The organism is Gordonia sp. CPCC 206044, from assembly GCF_048537895.1.
Classification (GTDB): Bacteria; Actinomycetota; Actinomycetes; order Mycobacteriales; family Mycobacteriaceae; genus Gordonia.
In genome coordinates, this window is the sequence record NZ_JBCLVL010000019.1 from 47,246 (window position 1) to 68,350 (window position 21,105).

The window sequence follows — 21,105 nt, forward strand, 5'->3', positions numbered from 1 at the left end:
AGGTTTGGCCGCGCCGTAGACTGGTGGCCATGGCAAAGGCGCAAGACAAAGAGGCGAAGGCCGCGGCGAAGAAGGCCCGCAGACAGGCCTCCCGGGAACGGTTCAAGCAGCTGTGGCAGGCCTTCCAGATGCAGCGCAAAGAAGACAAGCGCCTCATCCCGTACATGGTCGGTCTGTTCGTACTGATCGTTGCGATCTTCGTGGTGCTCGGTCTGGCATTCGGCAGCGTCTGGTTGCTGCTGCCGCTCGGTATCGTGCTGGGCCTGCTGGCCGCGTTCATCCTCTTCGGGCGTCGCGTACAGCGCAGCGTGTACACCAAGGCCGAGGGTCAGCCCGGTGCGGCCGGGTGGGCACTGGGCAACATGCGTGGGCAGTGGCGGGTCAAGCAGGCAGTCACCGGCAACGCTCACCTCGACGCCGTGCACCGCGTGATCGGGAAGCCGGGCGTGATCCTGGTCGGCGAGGGCTCCCCCAGCCGGGTCAGGTCCCTGGTCGCGCAGGAGAAGAAGAAGGCGGCGCGCGTCGTCGGCGACACCCCGATCTACGAGATCATCGTCGGCAACGACGACGGCCAGGTCCCGTTGAGCAAGCTCGAACGTCACCTCAGCAAGTTGCCGACGAACATCGACGGCAAGCGCATCGATGCGCTCGAGGGTCGGCTCAGCGCGCTCGGTGGCCGCAACCAGCAGGGACCGGGTATGCCCAAGGGTCCGATCCCCGGCAACGCCAAGGTGCGCGGCATGCAGCGCACCGCCCGTCGCCGCAGCTGAACCACAGACACCGCAGAACAGACACAGCACAGCACCGAGAACCGACCGGCACCGGTTGCCGCCCGATCATCCACGATCCGGGCCGGCACCGCTGCCGGTCCGTTCATGTCGGGAGTCAGTTCACATCCGGGAGTCAGTTCATGTCAGGCGGCACTCAGATGTCAGGCGACACTCAGCGGGTGCGCACCATGGCGGTCCCGGTCGCCCGATCATGCAGCGCGCGCCCGTTGTAGTCGTTCATCAGCGCCGGTACCAGGAACACGATCAACACCTGCCGGGCCAGTGCGCGGACGATACCGACCGCCGCCGGGTCGGCCTTCCCACCGGCCTCCGCGGCGGCACGATCGGGACCGTGATCCACCCGCGCCACCCGAAGCCCCACGACGAACTGTCCCGGGGTGAAGCCGAACAGCGTCACGGCCACCGCGCCGATCACGAACCAGACACCGAGCACCACGGTTCCGAGGTTCGGGGAACCGAAGCGCACGAACAGCAGGGAGATGCCCGCGGCGAGCACCCAGTCGACCAGGAGACCGAGGGTGCGCGGCCAGCCACCGGCCAGAGAGCCGGGTCCGGATCCGGGCAGACCGAGGTCTTGTCCCCGGAACTCGACGTCACCACCACCGCCGGGCCCGATCTGAGGTCCCGACAACCAGGACCCGGTCGCGCGGCCCATCAGAGGGCCTCTTGCCGTGCGAATGCACCCCGGGTGCGCGATGATGTCGGTTGACGCATGTCGTCCATGGTAATGGCCGATGAGCACCCGGCGATTTCCGGCAGGTCGGGTGACGAATCCGTCATTTCCGGCGCTCTCTTGGTGCTCTGTTCGCCGACGTGGCATCGTTGCGGTTCGGAACGGTCGGTGTTGTCGAGATCTCGGGCCCGCGTAACACAGGAGAAACATGGGCTCAACGCCTGGGCAACTTCACGTCCATACGGTTCTCGCTGAGATCCGCTGCTGATTTCTCCGGTGGCGGATGAGGCGTGCCAGGTATCTGGCCCACCCGAACAAGTTAAGGAGTCACCGGACGGTGTACAGCAGCAACGAAGAACTTCTCGAGGGCATCAAGAAAGAGGGCGTCGAGTACGTCGACATCCGCTTCTGCGACCTGCCCGGTGTGATGCAGCACTTCTCGATCCCCGCCGCAGCGTTCGACGAGTCGGTGTTCGAGGACGGCCTGGCGTTCGACGGATCGTCGGTGCGTGGCTTCCAGTCGATCGACGAGTCGGACATGATGCTGCTGCCCGACCCGGCCACCGCGCGGATCGACCCGTTCCGCAAGGCCAAGACGATGAACCTGAGCTTCTTCGTCCACGACCCGTTCACCCGTGAGGCCTACAGCCGCGACCCGCGCAACGTCGCCCGCAAGGCCGAGGACTACCTGGCCTCCACCGGCATCGCCGACACCTGCTTCTTCGGCGCCGAGGCAGAGTTCTACATCTTCGACTCGGTGTCATTCGACTCGCAGATGAACGGCACCTTCTACGAGGTCGAGTCGGAGTCGGGCTGGTGGAACTCGGGTTCGCCGACCGACCCGGACGGCTCGCCGAACCTCGGCTACAAGGTCCGTCCCAAGGGTGGATACTTCCCGGTCGCCCCGTACGACCACTACGTCGATCTGCGTGACGAGATGTCGACCAACCTGACCAACGCGGGCTTCACGCTCGAGCGGGGTCACCACGAGGTCGGCACCGGCGGTCAGGCCGAGATCAACTACAAGTTCAACACGCTGCTGCACGCGGCCGACGATGTGCTGCTGTTCAAGTACATCATCAAGAACACCGCGTACCAGAACGGCAAGACAGTCACCTTCATGCCGAAGCCCCTCTTCGGCGACAACGGCTCGGGCATGCACGCCCACCAGTCGCTGTGGAAGGACGGCAAGCCGCTGTTCCACGACGAGGCCGGCTACGCGGGCCTGTCGGATCTGGCGCGCTACTACATCGGCGGCATCCTGCACCACGCACCGTCGCTGCTGGCGTTCACCAACCCGACGGTGAACTCCTACAAGCGCCTGGTCCCGGGCTACGAGGCCCCGATCAACCTGGTCTACAGCCAGCGCAACCGGTCGGCCTGCGTGCGTATCCCGATCACCGGCAACAACCCGAAGGCCAAGCGCCTCGAGTTCCGTTGCCCGGACAGCTCGGGCAACCCGTACCTGGCGTTCGCCGCAATGATGATGGCGGGCCTCGACGGCATCAAGAACAAGATCGAGCCGCACGAGCCCGTCGACAAGGACCTCTACGAGCTGCCCCCGGAGGAGGCCAAGGGCATCCCGCAGGCCCCGACCTCGCTGTCGGCGGTCATCGACAAGCTCGAAGAGGACCACGACTACCTCACCGCCGGTGGCGTGTTCACCGAGGACCTCATCGAGACCTGGATCGCGCTCAAGCGTGAGAACGAGATCGAGCCGGTCCAGATCCGTCCGCACCCGTACGAGTTCGCGCTCTACTACGACTGCTGACATCTCGGTCCAGACGCAACGACCCGCCCGGCATCGCCGGGCGGGTCGTTGCGTTTCCGGGCCTCGCGTCACCGGCCCCGACGTTGTCTCGTGATTGACGTCACGTTCAGGGGTTTGTACTCTGCCGTTTCACATCAGTTCGATTTAGGTTGTCACCATGACTCGCACCAGATTTGTCGAAGACCTCGCACCCGGCGACCGCATCAGCGTCGACGGTCTGCGCGGAGTTGTCCGCACGAGCGTCCGTAACGGCGCCGACGACTACACGGTCGAGCTGGTCAACAGCTCCGACGACCGTCGACAGATCGTCCTCTCGTCGACCGCCAAGGTCGAGATCCTCTGACGCTCGCCCACTCGGTCCGCGCAGCATCCACATCACCGCGACAGCGGTCGCGACGAGGATGCCCGCGCCGGTCCACGCGGCGGCCGACAAGCCGTCGACGAACGCGCCACGCGCGGCCTCCACGACCTCGGCGGCGTGCTCTGCGGGCAGATGCTGGGCGGCGGCCAACGCGCCCGCCAGACTGCGTGAGCCCTCGCCGCCGACCAACTCCGCCGGGAAGTCCATCCGGAACACCGCGGTGACGATGCTGCCCAGGATCGCGATGCCCAGCGCACCGCCGAGTTCGCTGGACGTCTCCAGCAACCCCGAGGTGGCGCCTGCCCGCTCGACCGGCGCCACCCCGACGACGTAGTCGGCGATCATCGAGGTGGCCGCGACGATCCCGGACGCCAGCAGGGTGGCCCCGACCAGGACGCTGATCAGCGATTCGGTCCCGGTGAAGGCCGCCAGCACCGCGAACCCCGAAGCACCCAGCAGGAGTCCACCGGCGATGACCGGCGGCCGTCCCACCCGCGACGACACGACCGCGGCCAGCGGCGCCACCGCGCCCACCACCACCGACGGCGCCACGCTCCACAGCGCCGCCTTCAACGGTGAATAGCCCAGCACCGACTGCAGGTACTGCGTGACGACGATGGAGTTGCTCAGGAGGGCGAACATGCAGATCAGATTCGTTGCGATCGACGTGCCGAAGCGACGCTGCGCGAGCAGCCCCAGGTCCACCATCGGATCGTCTATCCGCAACTGCCGCATCACGAAACCGACCGCGACCAGCACACCGACGGCAAGCGCCACCCCGGCCGACACCGACCATCCGTCGGCGGCGAGACGCTTGATGCCGTAGACCACCGGCAGCATCGCGCCGAGGGCGAGTACACCGCTGAGGACATCCACCCGCTTTCCCGCGACCGCGGTGTCTCCGGGCAGCAGCAGCGGTCCGACGATCAGCAGGAGCACCATGAACGGCACGTTGATCAAGAAGACCGATCCCCACCAGAAGTGCTCGAGCAGCAAGCCGCTGATGATGGGTCCTACCGTGACACCGCCGGCGAGGACCGCATTCCAGGCGGCCACCGCCTTCGCCCGGGCGGCCGGGTCGTCGAAGACGTGCCGGATCATCGCCAGCGTCGAGGGCATCAAGGTGGCCCCCGCTATCCCCAGCAGCGCCCGGGCGCCGATGAGCATCTCGGCAGACGACGCGAACGCCGCCACCAGCGAGGCGCCGCTGAAGGCCGCCGCCCCGATGAGCAGCAGCCGCCGATGACCGATGCGGTCGGCCATCGAACCCATCGTGAGCAACAGACCGGCCAGGACCAGCCCGTAGATGTCGAAGATCCAGAGCTGCTGCTCGGGTGTGGGCGCGAGATCCGCAGCGATGTCGGGCACCGCGAAGAACAGCACGGACACATCCATCGAGACGATCAGCATCGGCAGGCAGAGAGCGGTGAGTGCGATCCATGGAGAACGTCGAACCATGACCGGACCCCTTTCTGTGTATTACATAGACTGTTTATTTGATACGCAGATCGTAGACCCGAACTGTGTACCGCACAAGCAGTTACTACGATGGAATGCATGGACATCGCGGACGGCGTATCCGGGCCGACCATCCCCCGCTACCTCGCCCTGCTCTGGGGTCGCGACGACCCGGCCCCGCGTCGCGGGCCCCGGCCGACGATCACCATCCACGACATCGGCCGGACCGCCGTGGCCATCGCCGACGCCCACGGCGTCGAGGCCGTGTCGATGAAGGCGATCGCCGCAGACCTGGGTCTGTCGACGATGTCGCTGTACCGCTACGTCGACAGCAAGGACGACATCTACGAGCTGATGGTCGACGAGGCCTACGGCCAGGCCGACCGCACCCTGACCGCTTCGGGAGACTGGCGCGCGCGGGTACGGACATGGGCGCTGGCGATCGCCGATGGGCTACGCCAACGCCCCTGGTTGGCCACGATCCCGATGGCGCGCCCGCCGGTGGGACCGCGTGTGCTGTCGTGGACCGAGATCGGTGTGCAATGTTTCGCCGACACCTCATTGACGGGTGAGCAGAAGCTCAATGCCCTGCTACTGGTGGACGGATTCGTCCGTCAGCACGTGCGTCAGTCGACCCAGATGGGGTTGCTGGAAAGCGGTCCGGACTCGAACGGCCACACGTACGAGGAGTTACTCGTCGAACTGGTGACGCCCGCCGAGTTCCCCCATCTGGCATCCGCCGCGGCCGATCAGGACCAGACAGACGACGACTTCTTCACCGAGCAACTCGATTTCGGGCTGTCGGTGATCCTCGACGGACTCGCCGGGCTCGTCGAATCCCAGTGACGGGCAGGCCGCCGCGCCTACGATGACCTCATGATCCGCATTCTCGTCCGGGCACTCGTCTACCTGATCTCGGCCGCCGTCGGCCTTCTGGTGGCCACCTGGATTCTCGACGACATGACCGTCCACTGGGGTGGATTTCTGTTCGCGGTGGTCATTTTCGCCGCCGCACAGTTGATCCTCGGCCCCTTCATCACGAAGTTCGTCGCGAAGAATGCCGAGGCGTTCCTCGGTGGCGTCGGGCTCGTTTCGACGTTCGTCGCCCTACTGTTGGCCACCCTGCTCGGCAGCGACGGTATCGAGATCGACGGTGTCACAACATGGATCGCCGCAACCGTGGTGGTGTGGGTGGTGACGGCTCTGGCCACCCTCCTGGTTCCCTACCTGCTCGTGAAGGCCGGCATCCGCCAGGCGAGGGAGAACAAGGAAGAGTCCGCGAAGTAGTCGGGGCGCCGGATCAGGTCAGCGAGTGCCGAGTTCGGCGAACATGGCCTCGTTGTACCCGAAGGCCGCCACCGCCTCCTCGATCAGGGCTTGGTGCTCGGCGTCGTCGAGCACCAAGCCGTCGAGCGTCTCGCGATAGTCGTCCTTGTAGCGTTTGAGCTTGACGATCGCATCGAAGACGTAGAACCCGAGCTCGGCGTCGGTGAGGCCGTAGTGGAGTTTCATCCGACTCCGGATGACCTGCCCCCCACTCAGATCCCCGAGATAGCGGGTGTAGTGGTGCGCCACGAACCGGGGCGGGTCGGCGCGGGTGGCCTCGATGGCCGCCACGTAGGCGCGAACGCCCGGTAGCGGGACGACGGCCGAGATGTCCACACCGAGTGACGCGAGGTCTTCGGTCAGGCGAGGCAGGCGCCGCAGCCGCTCGTCGATCACCGGCCCGACCACCGGATCGTCGGCCAGGTCGTCGGCCACCGACTCCAGTGCGCGGTAGACGAAGAAGAGTTGTCCGGCCATCCGTCGATAACCGTCGGCGTCGAGCCGCCCGGACATCAGATCGTCGACGAAGGTCGCCCGTTCGGCACGGTCGTGGGCCACCGCGGTGGCCGCGCGGAGGCGCTCCGACAGCGGCGGGCGGGTCTGCGGAATGGTCGTCATGGTGATCTCAGTGTTACCACGTCGTGGTGATATCGCCACCGGATGCGGTGGGTATCACGCGCGACGCGCCGATCATTCGCCGAACACCGTGCGCACCACGGCCTTCGCCCGGCGGGTCACCTTCAAGTAGTTCTCCAGGAACTCGGCCGCCTGGTCCTCTGGCCACCCGGCCGCATACGCGACCGCCCGCAACTGCGTGCCGGGCGCAGGCAACTGATCCACGGGTTTGCCGCGCACCAGCACCAACGCGTTGCGTGCCGCCGTCGCGGTCAGCCATGCCTCCTTCAGCAGCGCCACATCGTTCTCGCCCAGTAGTTCGGCCGCGCCGATCGCATCCAGCGACTGCAACGTCGACGTGTTGTGCAAGGACGGGTGATTGTGCGCGTGGCGCAGCTGGATCAGCTGCACGGTCCACTCGATGTCGGCCAGACCGCCGCGACCCAGCTTGGTGTGGGTGGCCGGGTCGGCACCGCGCGGCAACCGTTCGGAATCCACCCGCGCCTTGATCCGACGGATCTCCTTGACCGCGTCGGCCGACACACCGCCCTCCGGGTAGCGGATGCGATCGGCCATGTGCAGGAAGTCGATACCGAGTGCCTCGTCTCCGGCGACCTGATGGGCCCGCAGCAACGCCTGGATCTCCCACGGCTGCGCCCACTGTTCGTAGTACGCCGCATACGCCGCGAGAGTCCGCACGATCGGTCCGTTACGACCCTCCGGACGCAGCCCGGTGTCCACCTCGAGCGGGGGATCCTCGCTGGGCGACCCGAGCATCGAGCGCACCTTCTCGGCGATGGTCTGCGCCCACCGCACCGCGGGCACCTCGTCGGTTCCCTCGTTCGGTTGACACACGAACAGCACGTCGGCATCCGAGCCGTAGCCCAGCTCCCCGCCGCCGAGCCTGCCCATGCCGATCACCGAGATACGCGCCGGTGCAGGGGCGCCCCGCTCCCGCTCCGAACCGGCGATGACCGCCTGCAGTGCGGCGTTGAGCACCGCCGCCCACACGCTCGACAGGGCGGCACACACGTGGGGCACGTCCATCATGCCGAGGATGTCCGCCGAGGCCACTCGCGCGAGCTCGAAACGTCGATGCGAACGAGCAGCCGCCACAGCACGTTTGAGGTCCGGTTGCCGGATCGTGGAGGCGATGAGCCCCTTGGCCACGTCTTCCGGCGCGACCTCGCACAGCTTGGGACCGTTGGCGCCGTCGGAGTACAGATGGATGACCTCCGGCGAGCGCATCAGCAGGTTCGCGATGAACTCCGAGGTGCCCAGGACATGCATCAGACGCTCGGCCACCACACCGTCGTCGCGGAGCAGGCGGATGAACCACTCCTCGGAGTCCATCACGTCGCACAGTCGTCGATAGTTGAGCAGACCGGCATCGGGATCGGGTGTGTTGCTGATCCATTCCAGCAGCGACGGCAGGATCAGCAACTGGATCTGCCCACGGCGCAGCGGCGCCGACGCCAATGAGCGGATATGGCTCAGCGCGCGTTCGGGTTTCGCATAGCCCAGCGCGGCGAGGCGACGCTCCGCCGACTTGTCGCTGAGGGTGAGTTCGTCCTTGTTGAAACGGGTCGCCGCCTCCAGCAGGGGACGGTAGAACAGCTTCTCGTGTAGTCGGCGAATCCGGGACCGCTGTTTCTTGAGCTCCGCCCGCAGGGTTCCGGTCGCGTCGAGATCACCTTCGGCACGGATGTGCGCGGCCCGGGCGAGCCAGCGCATGTTCTCCTCGTCGTCGAAAGCGGGCAGCACATGGGTGCGGGAGAGCCGCTGCAGTTGCAGACGATGTTCGAGCAGGCGCAGGAACTGGTAGGACGCGGTGAGGTTCGCCCCGTCGTCGCGACCCACGTATCCGCCCGCGGTGAGGGCGCCGAGCGCGTCCACGGTGGACTTGACCCGCAGATCCTCGTCGACCCGACCGTGCACCATCTGCAGGAGCTGGACCGCGAACTCCACGTCGCGCAGGCTTCCACTGCCCAGTTTGAGATTTCGTTCCCGAAGCTCTTCGGGCACAAGCGATTCGACCCTGCGGCGCATACCCTGCACCTCGGGGACGAAATCCTCGCGTTCGGCCGCGGTCCACACCATCGGGCTGACCGCGTCGATGTAGCGTCCCGCCAGTTCCATGTCGCCGGTCATGGCCCGCGCCTTGAGCAGCGCCTGGAACTCCCACGTCTTGGCCCAGCGCCGGTAGTAGGCCACATGCGACTCCAGGGTTCGGGTCAGCGCTCCGGCCTTGCCCTCGGGCCGCAGCCCCGCGTCCACGTCGAAGAACGCGAGCGAGCCGATCCGCATCATCTCACCTGCGATCCGCGCCGAGACCCCGTCCGCGGGTTCGCTGACGAACACGACGTCCACGTCACTGACGTAGTTCAGTTCCCGCGCACCGCATTTGCCCATCGCGATGACGGCGATCCGAACCGGCAGCGGATCCTCGCCGCAGACCTCGGCGACCGCCACCGCCAGCGCTGCGGTCAGCGCCGCGTCGGCGGCGTCGGCCAGGAATCCACCGACCTCCGGCAGATAGATCACCGGCTCGTCCTCGACGGTCGGTGCGACGTCGTGGCCGGCCACCTGCAACAGCACGTCACGGTAGGCACTGCGCAACGCCACCACGGCCTTCGGCCCGGTGAGTGCGGCGCGATAGATCTTGTTGCCCTTGGCGAGTTCACCGTCCTCCGGTGTCGCGCCGACAGACGCCAGCATCCGTTCGTAGACCTCGTCGACGGTGGGCAGGACCGGACTGGTCAGCATGCGCCAGCTGGCCGGCTCCGCGACCAGATGATCGCCCAGCGCGTCGGAGGCGCCCAACACGGCGAACAGTCGCCCGCGGAACCCTTTGTCGGTGCGGATGAGCTGATCGATCTCGGCCCAGTCGCCGTCGGCGACCGCGCCCTTCATCCGGATCAGTGCGCGCAGCGTGAGGTCGGCGTCCGGTGACCGCGACAGGGCCCACAGCACGTCGATCGAATCGTCGTTGTTCCACGCAAGATCCGCGAGGTGCTCCGGCGCGGAGACCTCGAGCAGGCCGAGCCGCCCCGCGCTGGGGACGCGGCCGCGCCCACGAAGTGATGTCACAGGAAAAAGGTAGCCGCCCGAGCACATCGGCGTCGCGGCAGGGCCGGGTGTGGTTCCCGGCCCATCGGGTCACAGCGGCAGGTAGTTGCGCAGCTCGAACGGTGTCACCAGGCTGCGGTAGTTGGTCCACTCCGTCCACTTGTTGCGGAGGAAGTAGTCGAAGACGTGCTCCCCGAGCGCCTCGGCGACGAGTTCGGAGTTCTCCATCTCGTGTAGCGCCTCGGCCAGGCTGCCCGGCAGCTCGCGATAACCCATCGCGCGACGCTCGGCGGGCGTGAGCGCCCAGACGTCGTCCTCGGCCTCGTCGGGCAGTTCGTAGCCCTCGCTGATGCCCTTCAATCCGGCGGCGAGCAGCACCGCGAACGTCAGATACGGGTTGCATGCCGAATCCGGGCTGCGCACCTCGACCCGCCGCGACGACGCCTTGTTCGGCGTGTACAGCGGCAACCGGATCAACGCGGAGCGATTGGCACCGCCCCACGTGGCCGCGGTGGGTGCCTCACCACCGTGGATGAGGCGCTTGTAGGAGTTGACCCACTGGTTGGTGACGGCGCTGATCTCGCTGGCGTGGTGGAGGATTCCCGCGATGAACTTCTTGCCGGTCTCCGACAGCTGCATCGGGTCGTCGGGATTGTGGAACGCATTGGTGTCGCCCTCGAAGAGGCTCATGTGCGTGTGCATCGCCGAACCGGGATGGTCGCTGAACGGCTTCGGCATGAAGGTCGCCGTGGCGCCCTCCCCGATCGCGACCTCCTTGATGACGTACCGGAACGTCATCACGTTGTCGGCCATCGACAGGGCATCCGCGTACCGCAGGTCGATCTCCTGCTGGCCGGGGGCACCCTCGTGATGGGAGAACTCCACCGAGATGCCCATGGACTCGAGCGCCTCGATGGCATGGCGACGGAAGTTCGGTGCGGCATCGTGCACGGCCTGGTCGAAGTAGCCACCCGCGTCGGCCGGGATCGGCACGCTGCCGTCGAGCGGCGCGTCCTTGAGGAGGAAGAATTCGATCTCGGGGTGCACGTAGCAGCTGAACCCCTGATCGGCGGCCTTGTTGAGCTGCCTGCGCAGCACATGCCGGGAATCCGCCCAGCTCGGGGTGCCGTCCGGCATGGCGATGTCGCAGAACATGCGCGCCGAATGGTGCCGACCGGTCGAGGTCGTCCACGGCAGGATCTGGAAGGTCGACGGGTCCGGCTTGGCGACCGTGTCGGCCTCCGAAACCCGGGAGAACCCCTCGATGGCCGAACCGTCGAAACCGATACCCTCTGCGAAGGCACCCTCGAGTTCGGCCGGTGCGATCGCCACCGACTTGAGATAGCCGAGAACGTCGGTGAACCACAGCCTCACGAATCGGATGTCGCGCTCTTCGAGTGTCCGCAGCACGAATTCCTTTTGGCGATCCATGCTCCGGACCTTAGAAGTGTGCTGTTAAATCCGTGTTACATGCACAATTCGAACTCCTCTTGCTGCGGTTTTGCAGAGTGAGTCTCAACATCTGAGATTGCGGGCAGTCGGTGTGAGATCGGTCCGCGCACATGCCCCGATGGTCGACCTGTGAGGAAAGCCATAGGTCAAGGCGTTTCTCCGGTGATGCCCCGGTGGAACAATGGATGCCGTCCAACCCAACCCGGGTACCTGCAGCCCAGGACTCGAGGCAGAAAAGAGACAACGATGTCGGATTCTTCGGTGTATGGCGCGTCCGTTCCGGCCGCCGATGACACATCCACCGCTCCCCGCCGCCGCACCACCCGCGTGCAGCACCTGGCCCAGATGAAGGCCGACGGTGACAAGTGGTCGATGCTGACCTGCTACGACTACTCGACCGCGCGGGTCTTCGACGAGGCGGGCATCCCGGTCCTGCTCGTCGGCGATTCCGCCGCCAACGTGATGCTCGGCTACGACACCACCATCCCGGTCACCGTCGACGAACTCATCCCGTTCGCCCGCGCCGTGGTGCGTGGCGCCCCGCATGCCCTGGTCGTCGTCGACCTGCCGTTCGGCAGTTACGAGGCGAGCGGTCAGCAGGCTCTCGAATCCGCGGTGAAGGTCTTCAAGGAGACCGGCGCCCACGCGATCAAGCTCGAAGGGGGCGAGCGGGTCGCCGACCAGATCGCCACGCTGACCGCCGCGGGTATCCCCGTCATGGCGCACATCGGGTTCACCCCGCAGAGCGTCAACGGACTGGGCGGCTACCGGGTCCAGGGACGTGGCGATGCGGGCGACCAGCTGGTCGCCGACGCCATCGCGGTGCAAGAGGCCGGTGCGTTCGCGGTCGTCATGGAGATGGTCCCGGCCGACCTGGCCGGACAGGTCACCCGCAAGCTCACCATCCCCACGGTGGGCATCGGCGCCGGCAACGAGACCGACGCGCAGGTCCTCGTCTGGCAGGACATGGCGGGCATGACCCACGGCAAGACCGCCAAGTTCGTGAAGCGGTTCGCCGACGTCGGTGAGCAACTGCGTTCGGCCGCAGCCGACTACGCCGACGAGGTACGTCGCGGCACCTTCCCCGCCCCGGAACACAGCTACTGACACAGCGACTGGGGCGCCGGCCGGGCGTCATCGAAGCGGTCGCCCCGCGGCGTGGCGCCTGGCCGAGCATCACGCAGGGTGCGCACATACAGTGGCCCCATGCGTGATTTCTACCCGGAGATCGAACCGTACGACTCCGGCCACCTCGACGTCGGGGACGGCCAGGAGATCTATTGGGAGACATCGGGGAACCCGTCGGGTAAGCCCGTCGTGTTCGTCCACGGCGGGCCGGGAGGTGGCACCTCACCCGATCAGCGCCGGTTCTTCGACCCCGAGCGCTATCGGATCGTCCTGTTCGACCAACGCGGCTGCGGCCGGTCACGGCCACACATCGCCGACGGTGCCGATCTCTCGGTCAACACCACGCACCACCTGATCGGCGACCTCGAACGTATCCGTGAGCATCTCGGCATCGAGCGGTGGCAGGTGTTCGGCGGATCCTGGGGCTCGACGCTCGGTCTGGCCTACGCCCAGGCCCACCCGGATCGGGTCACCGAGTTGGTCCTGCGCGGCATCTTCCTGCTGCGCCGTAGCGAGATCGACTGGTACTACAACGGCGGCGCGGCACACATCTACCCCGACCTGTGGGAGTCGTATCTGTCGCCGATCCCCGAGGCCGAGCGCGACGGTGACCTCGTCGCCGCCTACCACCGGCTGCTCACCGGGCCCGACGCCGAGGCGGCACAGCGCGCCGCGAGCGCCTGGACCGGCTGGGAGCAGGCGACCAGCCACCTGCTGCCGAAAAAGCCGGATGCCGACGAGGCCGACAACCCGCGCTTCGACCTCGCGTTCGCCTGCATCGAGAATCACTACTTCGTCCACCACGGCTTCCTCACCGATGGTCAACTGTTGGCCGACATCGACCGCATCGCGCACATCCCCGGGGTGATCGTGCAGGGTCGTTACGACGTGGTCTGTCCGATGCGCAGCGCCTGGGATCTGCACCGCGCGTGGCCATCCGCCCGCCTGCACATCGTCGACGACGCCGGGCACGCCTCCTTCGAGCCGGGCATCAAACATCATCTGATCACCGCCACCGACGAGTTCGCTGATCGCTCGGCGTAGGCGCCTTACACTGCACAGAACACGGCGCGGTGGTCCCGCGCCCGGGCGACAGGAGGACCGGTGGCCGCATCCGAACAGATCGAAGTGGAGCTGAAGTTCGACGTGGATGCCGGTCACACGGCTCCCGATCTGCGTGCCCTGCCCGGGGTGGTGAGCGCCACCGAACCGGAGACCTTCCGGCTCGACGCCACCTATTTCGACACCGAGAACCTCGACCTGGCCGGTAACAAGATCACCATGCGCCGCCGCGTCGGCGGGCACGACGAGGGGTGGCACCTCAAGCGGCCGTCGGGCACCGCCGGGGCGCGCCGGGAACTGCGGGTGGGCTTCGACGAGGCGCCGTCCGACGGCGACATCCCGGCGGCACTGCTCACCCCCGTGGTGGCATTGACCCGCACCCGCACACTGATCGGTGTCGCCGCCGTGTCGACGACACGCACCGTCACCACCTTGTTCGGTGCGGATTCCCGCCCGCTGGCGGAGTTCGCCGAGGACCTGGTCACCGCCCAATCCCTCCTGCCCGGTGGACATTTCCAGGAATGGTCGGAGTGGGAGTTCGAACTGTTGGGCACCGACGCGAATCCGCGTCTGCTCAAGGCGGCCGACAAACTGCTGCGAGCCGGTGGCGGCCGCGAGGCGTCGTCGGCGTCGAAACTGGCGCGTGCCATCGGCGCGACCCCTCGGGTCCGCGAGCCGCACACGGGCAAACGTCCGACGGCGCTCGAACTGGTCGTGACCGACATCGCGATCCACCGCAATTCGCTGATCGCCCATGACCCGCTGGTCCGCGTCGACGCCGAGGACGCGGTGCATCAGATGCGGGTCGCCTGCCGCAGGCTGCGCAGCGTGTTCTCCGGCTTCCCCACCGTCCTCGACGCCGACCGGACCGCACATCTCAGCAACGAATTGAAGCTGCTGGCACGCATTCTCGGGGAGGCACGGGATTCGGAGGTGCAGTTGGAGATCGACGAGACGCTGCTGCGTGCCGAGAACGCCTCCCCGGCGTTGCGCGCGGAGCTGGCCGGAACCGAGTCCGCCATCCACGATCGCGCGATCGCGACCGCGCACGTCGCGATGAACTCCGATCGCTACTTCGCCATGCTCGACGCCATCGACGAACTGATCGCCTCGCCGCCTCCCGGACCGGATGCCGAGCGCGACGCCGTCGACGCCGTCGACCGCGCGATCGCCAAGAGCCGCAAACACATCCGGTCCGCGCAGGACAAGCTCGCCACCCTGCGCGAGGGTTCACCCGAATGGGCCGAACAACTGCACACCATCCGCAAGCGTGCCAAACGGCTGCGCTACAGCACCGATGCCGCCGAGCCACTCGACCGCAAGCGCTACCGGAAGATCGGCAAGGTCGCCAAGGACATCCAGTCTGCCCTCGGCGACGTCAACGACACCCGGATCAATCGGGAACGGCTCGGTGCCATCGCCGCGTCCGGAAAACTGACCGGCATCGACATGTTCGTGCTCGGACGTATCGACGCGCGTCAGGAAGCCGACGGCCGGGCGGCCATCGACGCCTACCGCAAGGCGGCCAAGAACCTCTGACCGCAGCGAGATCGCAGCACCCCCCGACTCGAATCACACCAGGTCGACTCACCCCGGGTCGACTCACACCGGGTCGACTCACCCCGGGTCGACTCACACCGGGTCGACTCACACCGGGTCGACTCACCCCGGGGCCGGGGCGAACCGTACCGTCCGCGACGACGGATCGGCCTCCTCCAGCACCACCGACAACCGTCGGCCCGGTGCGGGGGCACCGTCGCAGTAGGCGATCACCGCGGGCTCGGTGAGGAACACCTGGGCGGGTCGGTGTTCGGTGGCAGGCTGCAGCACGACGCCGTCGAACGTCTCGCCGACCCGTCCGGCCAGCAGCACCGACTCGGTGAGATCGATGGCCGCCCGATCTGCCGAGGAGGCGAGCGAATCAGCCGATCGCAGCAGCTTCGGCAAGGTCGGTAGGGCTCGGGACACCCAGTCGGGCACCGGCTTTCCCGACGTCACAGCGAGACAGACCTCCGTGGCGAACCGATCCCCGAGGCGCCGCAACGGCGCGGTCACGTGGGCGTACAGGCCGCCGATGGCGGCGTGGCGCATCCGGTCCTTGGCCGGCGTCCCGTTCTGCGCGGGCAGGGCGAGATAGTCGGCACCACGCATCAGCGTCGCGCCCGCCGACATCAGCCCGAGTGTGCTCGGCTGATCGTCGGGCAGTCCGGCCAGGAACCGGCCGACGGTGGTGTCCTCGGGCCAGTCGACGCCGAGCGCACCCGCCGACGCACGCAAGGCCGCCACCCGCTCCGGATCGGCAGGCGGCAGCGTCCGCAACAGTCCCACCCCGGCATCGGCCATGATCTGTCCCGCACACATCCCGGTGAGCAGCGACAGCTGGGAGTTCCAAGCGTCGGCCGGGGTACGCGGCGCCAGCCGAAGCCGCCATCGCCCGCCGTCGCGGACGACCTCCTGATCGGGCAGCTCGAGTTCCACGGCGCCGCGCGCCAGCGCGACCTGGTGTCGCAGTTCGCCGAACTCGGGCAGCGCGGCGATCGACGGATGGAGACGATCCGCGGCGGCATCGGCCGACACCCCGGCGTAGTCGAGTTTCGCGACCGAACGCACCAGCGCACGCTGCACCGACACCTCGCCGGGTGCGCCGTCGGCGCCGACGCGAATGGTCCACAGGACCGCAGGCCGGGTCTGCTCGGGCAGCAGGGATCCGGCCCCCTCCGACAGCGACCGCGGATGCAGCGGCACCGAGCGGTCCGGGAAGTAGATCGTGGCGCCCCGACGACGACTCTCGGCATCGAGCGCCCCCTCCGGGACGACCAGCGCACCCACGTCGGCGATCGCGTAGCGGACCAGGAAACCATCGGCGTCGGCCGTGATGTGGACGGCCTGATCGAGGTCACGCGACGTGGGCGGGTCGATGGTCACCAGCGGCAGGTCCGTGTGGTCGGCACGATCGGTCGCGCAGCGGTCGACGGGATGATCGGCCTCGGACTGGGCGGCCGCACCGTAGTCCTCGTCGACGCCGAGTTCGTGACGGATCAGATCGAAGTCGAGGTCCGGGGCGGAGAGGATGCGCTGCACACTGTAGAACCTTAGGGCGAACGAGCCGGCGTGTAAGCCGGATCCTGTGCCCGGCACGCGGTTCACACCGCGGGCCGGGCGGCGACCATCCATCTGGGCACACCGTCGCCGGGTACCTCGAGCGGCCAACCCACGAGCTCGGGCGAGCAGCCCTCGAACACTCGCGCACGGGCACACGCGGATCGCTCCACGGTGCCCGCTTCGGCCTTGCTCCGGGTGGGGTTTACCGAGCCGGCGCGGTCACCCGCGTCGCTGGTGCGCTCTTACCGCACCGTTTCACCCTTACCGATCTCACGACCGGCGGTCTGTTCTCTGTGGCACTTTCCCGCGGGTCACCCCGGGTTGCCGTTGACAACCACCCTGCTCTGCGGAGTCCGGACTTTCCTCGGCGCCCGGCGAGTCCGGCAGGACCGAACCGTTCCGCGCGCCGCGGCCGCCCGGCCGACTCGTTCGCACCGTAAGGATAGCCGGACGCCGACGCCGTGACGATCTCAGTCCAGAAGATCTCAGTCCAGAAGATCTCAGTCCAGATGACCGGTGTCGTTGACGAGCTTCACCACCGACCCGCCGTCGGGGAAGAACTCGGTGATCGACAGCGAGGCCAGGTCGAGGTGCAGACGGAACAGCAACTCGGGTCCGGTGCGCAGCGCATCGCGCAGCAGGGACTTGATGGGGGTCACATGTGACACCACCAGGATCGTCTGACCCGGATGACGTTGCAGGAGAGCATCTTTCGCCGCGATCACCCGGTCGGCGACCTGCGCGAAACTCTCCCCCGACGGTGCGGACACCTCCGGATCGGTCAGCCACTGCCCGTGTAGTCGCGGATCGCGCTCGGCCGCCTCGGTGAAGGTCAGGCCCTCCCAGTCGCCGAAGTCGGTCTCGATGAACCCGTCGTCGACCTCGACGTCGATGCCGAGCCGGGTCGCGACCGCCTGTGCGGTGTCGCGGGCGCGCTGCAGCGGCGACGACACGACAGCGGTGATGTCGGTCCGGCCGCCGAGTCGCGCCGCGGCCCCATCCGCCTGCGCCAGACCGAGATCGGTGAGCGCGGGATCGCCCCGCCCGGAGTAGCGCCGCTGCGCCGACAACGCGGTCTGGCCGTGACGCAACAGGAGCAACCTGGTCGGCTCGGCACGCTGGCCCTGCCAGTTCGGCGCCTTCGACGACGCATCGACCGCGCTGCCGGTCACGGCAGGCCCGATTCGGTGGTCCGTACCAACACCGCCCCGCACTCTTCGCATCGCACCACGTCGTCGGGTTGCTTCGCGGCGATCGCAGCGATGGTGCCGCGGTCGAGTTCCATCCGGCAGGCGCCACAGCGGCGTGCCCGCAGCAGTCCCGCGCCGATCTTGCCCGCGGCGCGCTGTCGGTCGTAGACCGCGAGCAACTCCGGCACGATGTCGGCCGCCAGTTCGTCGCGACGCTCGGCGGCGACGATGCGATCGGCCTCGATCCGTTCCAACTCGGCCGCCCGGCGCTCACTGGTCGCGGTGATCTCGGCGTTCAGATGATCGACGGTGGCGGCCGCCCGCTGCTGTTCACCGGACACCGCCTCCTGCTGCTCCATGATCGCGAGCAGATCCTCTTCGAGACCCGACCGGCGCCGTGTCAGGCTGGTGAGCTCGTGCTGCAGTTCCGACAGCGCCTTCGGTGCGAGACCACCGGCGGTCAGCTGAGCCGAATCCTTGGCCTCCCGCGCGCTCATGCCGGTGACCTCACCGTCGATCCGCTGGTACTCGCGGGCCAGGTCCTCCGCGGAGATCTCGGCGCGCACCTGGTCGTCGCGTGCGACGTCGACCTTCTCGGCGAGCTCGGCGAGTTCGGCGTCCTCGGGCAGATGGGTGCTGCGATGGGCCAGGCGCGCCAGTTCGGCGTCGGCATCGGCGAGATCGAGAAGTCGTCGTTGTATCCCGGCATCGACCTTCACCGTGTCCACCTCCGCCATAGAACCGCGACGCGCACGCCACCGTTGATCATCACTGTGTTGTTCTCCCCCATCGGCCGGCGTCACCGGTCGGCCTGTCGTCCCGATCGGCCTGTCGTCCCGATCGGCCTGTCGTCCCAATCGGCCTGTCGTCACCGTCGGCGATGAGTGTCCCCACACGGTACGCGACCGGTTCGGACGTCCGCATTCACGACCGGCCGACCGTCTGGAACGGATCGGTCGGCTCGGTGTACACGGTCACCGTCACACCCAGCGCCGCGGTGAGAACGTCTGCGGCCTGTCGGCACCACGGGAACTCGGTCGCCCAGTGCCCGGCATCCACCAGGATGGGTCCGCCGCGCCGCAGACTCTCGTCGGCGGGATGATGACGCAGATCGGCGGTCAGATAGAGATCGGCACGCGCCGATGCGACGGTGTCCAACAACGAATCGCCCGAGCCTCCGCACACCGCCACCGTCTCGACGCGGGCCTCGAGGTCACCGGCAACCCGCACACCACCCGGGCTGCCCAGACGCTCGACCGCGAACTCGACGAACTCGAGCGCGCCGACCGGTGTGGGCAGCCGTCCCAGCCGGCCGAGGCCGAGATCGCTCTCGGTCTCGGCGAGTTCGAGGATGTCGAATGCCGGCTCCTCGTAGGGGTGAGCGCTGCGCAGTGCGGCCAGTACGGCCCGACGCAGGCCGCGATCGGCGACCATCTCCACCCGCTCCTCGTCGACGCGGGTGTGTTCGCCGATGATGCCGATCGTCGGATTGGCCGCGTCGAGTGGTTCGAACTGTCCGGTTCCGACGACCGACCAGCAGCAGTCGCGGTACTCGCCGATCGCTCCGGCACCGGCGGCGAACATCGCCTCGCTGACCTGTTCGGCGTTGCCTTCCGGCACCATCACGACCCATTTGTCCATCGGCGTCGCCGGGGCCGCCACGATCGGCCGGACGTCGACGACGTCCAGCAGTTCGGCCAGTGCATCGGATACGCCCGGCCGGGCGCGGTCGGCATTCGTGTGGGCGGTGAACAGTCCGATTCCCGCACGGATCAGACGATGCACCACACGGCCTTTGGCCGTGTCGGCCGCCACCGAGTCCACTCCCCGCAACAGCAGCGGATGATGCGCGACGATCATCTGCACGCCGAGACCGATGGCCTCGTCGACGACCCGGTCGGTCACGTCCACACACACGAGGATCGACCGGACCGCCTCGGCCGGGTCACCGCAGACCAGGCCGACCGAATCCCACGACTCGGCCAACCGTGGCGGGTAGGTGCGGTCCAGGACGCCGATGACGTCACCGCCGGTGATCACTGCGTTCATGCGCCGATCTCCTCTCGTACCACTTCGATGGCGTCGATCAGTGCTCGGCTCGTCGCCGGGTCACGCACCGCCAGACGGATGTACTCGTCGTCGAGCCCGACGAAGTTCGCCGCGCTGCGCACCGCGAATCCCTTGTCGCGCAATCGTTCCTTGACCTCTACGGCGCGCTGCATGCGGATCAGCACGAACGAGGCCCGCGGCGACGCACACACGTCGACGCCCGCCTTGCCGAGACCCTCGACCATCACCGCGCGATCGGCGGCGATGGCGCGCGCCGCCGCGCGTGCGTATGCCGTTCCGGCGGGCCCGACGCATTCGGCGAGGGCGGTCAGCGCCAGCGTGCCCAACGGCCACGGACGGCGCCCCACGGTCATCCGGGCGATGAGCTCCGGCGCCGCCAACAGGTAACCCGCTCGCAGTCCGGCCAGCCCGAAAGTCTTTGTCACACTTCGAATCACGATGTCGGCATCGCCGGTGGACGCCACCGACTCCGGTTCGTGCGCGTCGTCGGCGAGCCCGAGGGTGATGTCGGCGAATGCCTCGTCGACGACGACGAGCCGACCCGGTCGACGCAACGACCCGATCGTCGCCGCCGGGTGCAGCACCGAGGTCGGATTGGTGGGGTTGCCCACCACCACGAGGTCCGCGTTGTCGGGGACCACGTCCGGGGTGAGTTCCCACGGCGGCGTCAACACCACATCGGTGATCGGGACGCCTGCCGCGCGCAGGGCCAGTTCGGGTTCGGTGAACGACGGCTGCACGAGCGCCGCGAGCGTCGGCCGCAGGCGTGGCAACAGTTCGAATCCCTCGGCGGCGCCGGAGAGCAACAGCACCTCGTCGCGCGGTCGTCGGTGCGCGGCCGCGATGGCGTCGACCGCCCGGGCCTCGTCACGCGCAGACGGGTAGCCGGCGAGATCGTCGATGCGTGCGACGAGTGCGTTGCGCAGGAACTCCGGCGGTCCGCCGTGGACGTTGACCGCGAAGTCGACCAGCCCCGGCTGCGCGTCGGCGTCGCCGTGTCGATCCCGTGCGTACAGCCCCGATGTCATAGATCATCA

Annotated in this window: 17 protein-coding genes and 1 other RNA gene; 7 read left to right on the forward strand and 11 right to left on the reverse strand. The window is 67.7% G+C overall.

Translation table 11 applies throughout. The features are described 5' to 3' along the window. The first annotated feature begins 29 nt into the window (after window positions 1–29). Window positions 30–770 (forward strand): DUF4191 domain-containing protein, encoded by a 741-nt coding sequence (locus tag AAFP35_RS23340; RefSeq protein ID WP_419224052.1) that lies wholly within the window; start codon window positions 30–32, stop codon window positions 768–770. Window positions 771–942: 172 nt separating this feature from the next. Here the strand turns inward: AAFP35_RS23340 and AAFP35_RS23345 are convergent, their stop codons facing one another. Then, window positions 943–1,446: an RDD family protein gene (locus tag AAFP35_RS23345; RefSeq protein WP_419224054.1), complete on the reverse strand. Its 504-nt coding sequence runs from the start codon at window positions 1,444–1,446 to the stop codon at window positions 943–945. Between the two features lie 355 nt (window positions 1,447–1,801). Here AAFP35_RS23345 and glnA (AAFP35_RS23350) point away from each other — a divergent pair, with 355 nt between their 5' ends. Beyond that, window positions 1,802–3,235, forward strand: coding sequence for a type I glutamate--ammonia ligase (glnA, locus tag AAFP35_RS23350; RefSeq protein WP_419224055.1), 1,434 nt, complete (start codon window positions 1,802–1,804; stop codon window positions 3,233–3,235). A 106-nt stretch (window positions 3,236–3,341) separates the two neighbouring features. On the opposite strand, the gene AAFP35_RS23355 is transcribed toward glnA (AAFP35_RS23350), so the two are convergent. Further along, on the reverse strand, window positions 3,342–5,054 hold the full coding sequence (locus AAFP35_RS23355) for an MFS transporter (protein ID WP_419224056.1): 1,713 nt from the start codon (window positions 5,052–5,054) through the stop codon (window positions 3,342–3,344). Window positions 5,055–5,153: 99 nt separating this feature from the next. Between AAFP35_RS23355 and AAFP35_RS23360 the strand changes: the two genes are divergently transcribed. After that, the gene (locus tag AAFP35_RS23360) at window positions 5,154–5,900 is read left to right on the forward strand and encodes a TetR/AcrR family transcriptional regulator (RefSeq protein ID WP_419224057.1); all 747 of its coding nucleotides are present in this window, start codon (window positions 5,154–5,156) and stop codon (window positions 5,898–5,900) included. 30 nt (window positions 5,901–5,930) lie between these two features. Beyond that, window positions 5,931–6,341, forward strand: a complete 411-nt coding sequence (locus tag AAFP35_RS23365; protein ID WP_419224058.1) for a hypothetical protein — start codon at window positions 5,931–5,933, stop codon at window positions 6,339–6,341. Between the two features lie 18 nt (window positions 6,342–6,359). Here AAFP35_RS23365 and AAFP35_RS23370 read toward each other — a convergent pair whose 3' ends face one another. The 3 genes from AAFP35_RS23370 to glnA (AAFP35_RS23380) all read right to left on the reverse strand — a co-directional run bounded on the left by AAFP35_RS23370 (window position 6,360) and on the right by glnA (AAFP35_RS23380) (window position 11,495). Further along, a complete protein-coding gene (locus tag AAFP35_RS23370) occupies window positions 6,360–6,998 on the reverse strand; it encodes a heme oxygenase (biliverdin-producing) (RefSeq protein WP_419224060.1) in 639 nt (212 codons plus the stop codon). A 72-nt stretch (window positions 6,999–7,070) separates the two neighbouring features. Further along, entirely contained in the window at window positions 7,071–10,085 is a 3,015-nt protein-coding gene (locus tag AAFP35_RS23375; protein WP_419224061.1) for a bifunctional [glutamine synthetase] adenylyltransferase/[glutamine synthetase]-adenylyl-L-tyrosine phosphorylase, read from the reverse strand. Between the two features lie 69 nt (window positions 10,086–10,154). After that, the gene (gene glnA / locus AAFP35_RS23380) at window positions 10,155–11,495 is read right to left on the reverse strand and encodes a type I glutamate--ammonia ligase (protein WP_419224062.1); all 1,341 of its coding nucleotides are present in this window, start codon (window positions 11,493–11,495) and stop codon (window positions 10,155–10,157) included. Window positions 11,496–11,762: 267 nt separating this feature from the next. Here glnA (AAFP35_RS23380) and panB point away from each other — a divergent pair, with 267 nt between their 5' ends. From panB to AAFP35_RS23395, 3 genes are all read left to right on the forward strand, one after another. Continuing rightward, on the forward strand, window positions 11,763–12,623 hold the full coding sequence (gene panB, locus AAFP35_RS23385) for a 3-methyl-2-oxobutanoate hydroxymethyltransferase (protein ID WP_419224063.1): 861 nt from the start codon (window positions 11,763–11,765) through the stop codon (window positions 12,621–12,623). A 99-nt stretch (window positions 12,624–12,722) separates the two neighbouring features. Beyond that, window positions 12,723–13,688 carry a prolyl aminopeptidase gene (pip, locus tag AAFP35_RS23390; RefSeq protein WP_419224064.1) on the forward strand — a complete coding sequence of 322 codons (966 nt, stop codon included), beginning with the start codon at window positions 12,723–12,725 and terminating at the stop codon, window positions 13,686–13,688. Between the two features lie 60 nt (window positions 13,689–13,748). Continuing rightward, window positions 13,749–15,245 (forward strand): CHAD domain-containing protein, encoded by a 1,497-nt coding sequence (locus AAFP35_RS23395; protein ID WP_419224065.1) that lies wholly within the window; start codon window positions 13,749–13,751, stop codon window positions 15,243–15,245. 123 nt (window positions 15,246–15,368) lie between these two features. Here the strand turns inward: AAFP35_RS23395 and AAFP35_RS23400 are convergent, their stop codons facing one another. From AAFP35_RS23400 to cobC, 6 genes are all read right to left on the reverse strand, one after another. After that, window positions 15,369–16,787, reverse strand: coding sequence for an RNB domain-containing ribonuclease (locus AAFP35_RS23400; RefSeq protein ID WP_419224066.1), 1,419 nt, complete (start codon window positions 16,785–16,787; stop codon window positions 15,369–15,371). 17 nt (window positions 16,788–16,804) lie between these two features. Continuing rightward, window positions 16,805–17,236: RNase P RNA component class A (gene rnpB, locus AAFP35_RS23405), an RNA gene on the reverse strand. 72 nt (window positions 17,237–17,308) lie between these two features. After that, a complete protein-coding gene (locus AAFP35_RS23410; protein ID WP_419224067.1) occupies window positions 17,309–17,980 on the reverse strand; it encodes a histidine phosphatase family protein in 672 nt (223 codons plus the stop codon). Continuing rightward, window positions 17,977–18,717: a zinc ribbon domain-containing protein gene (locus tag AAFP35_RS23415; protein ID WP_419224068.1), complete on the reverse strand. Its 741-nt coding sequence runs from the start codon at window positions 18,715–18,717 to the stop codon at window positions 17,977–17,979. The genes AAFP35_RS23410 and AAFP35_RS23415 overlap by 4 nt, the downstream gene beginning before the upstream one ends. Before the next feature lie 205 nt (window positions 18,718–18,922). Further along, window positions 18,923–20,047 carry a Nif3-like dinuclear metal center hexameric protein gene (locus AAFP35_RS23420; RefSeq protein ID WP_419224069.1) on the reverse strand — a complete coding sequence of 375 codons (1,125 nt, stop codon included), beginning with the start codon at window positions 20,045–20,047 and terminating at the stop codon, window positions 18,923–18,925. Further along, on the reverse strand, window positions 20,044–21,096 hold the full coding sequence (gene cobC, locus AAFP35_RS23425) for an Rv2231c family pyridoxal phosphate-dependent protein CobC (RefSeq protein WP_419224070.1): 1,053 nt from the start codon (window positions 21,094–21,096) through the stop codon (window positions 20,044–20,046). Before cobC ends, AAFP35_RS23420 begins: the two co-directional genes overlap by 4 nt. Between the last annotated feature and the right edge of the window lie 9 nt (window positions 21,097–21,105).

Coding starts and splice junctions, on each gene's coding strand:
- AAFP35_RS23340 (WP_419224052.1), top strand. CDS start 30: ATGGCAAAGGCGCAAGACAAAGAGGCGAAGGCCGCGGCGAAGAAGGCC.
- AAFP35_RS23345 (WP_419224054.1), bottom strand. CDS start 1,446: ATGGGCCGCGCGACCGGGTCCTGGTTGTCGGGACCTCAGATCGGGCCC.
- AAFP35_RS23355 (WP_419224056.1), bottom strand. CDS start 5,054: ATGGTTCGACGTTCTCCATGGATCGCACTCACCGCTCTCTGCCTGCCG.
- AAFP35_RS23360 (WP_419224057.1), top strand. CDS start 5,154: ATGGACATCGCGGACGGCGTATCCGGGCCGACCATCCCCCGCTACCTC.
- AAFP35_RS23365 (WP_419224058.1), top strand. CDS start 5,931: ATGATCCGCATTCTCGTCCGGGCACTCGTCTACCTGATCTCGGCCGCC.
- AAFP35_RS23370 (WP_419224060.1), bottom strand. CDS start 6,998: ATGACGACCATTCCGCAGACCCGCCCGCCGCTGTCGGAGCGCCTCCGC.
- glnA (WP_419224062.1), bottom strand. CDS start 11,495: ATGGATCGCCAAAAGGAATTCGTGCTGCGGACACTCGAAGAGCGCGAC.
- panB (WP_419224063.1), top strand. CDS start 11,763: ATGTCGGATTCTTCGGTGTATGGCGCGTCCGTTCCGGCCGCCGATGAC.
- pip (WP_419224064.1), top strand. CDS start 12,723: ATGCGTGATTTCTACCCGGAGATCGAACCGTACGACTCCGGCCACCTC.
- AAFP35_RS23420 (WP_419224069.1), bottom strand. CDS start 20,047: ATGAACGCAGTGATCACCGGCGGTGACGTCATCGGCGTCCTGGACCGC.
- cobC (WP_419224070.1), bottom strand. CDS start 21,096: ATGACATCGGGGCTGTACGCACGGGATCGACACGGCGACGCCGACGCG.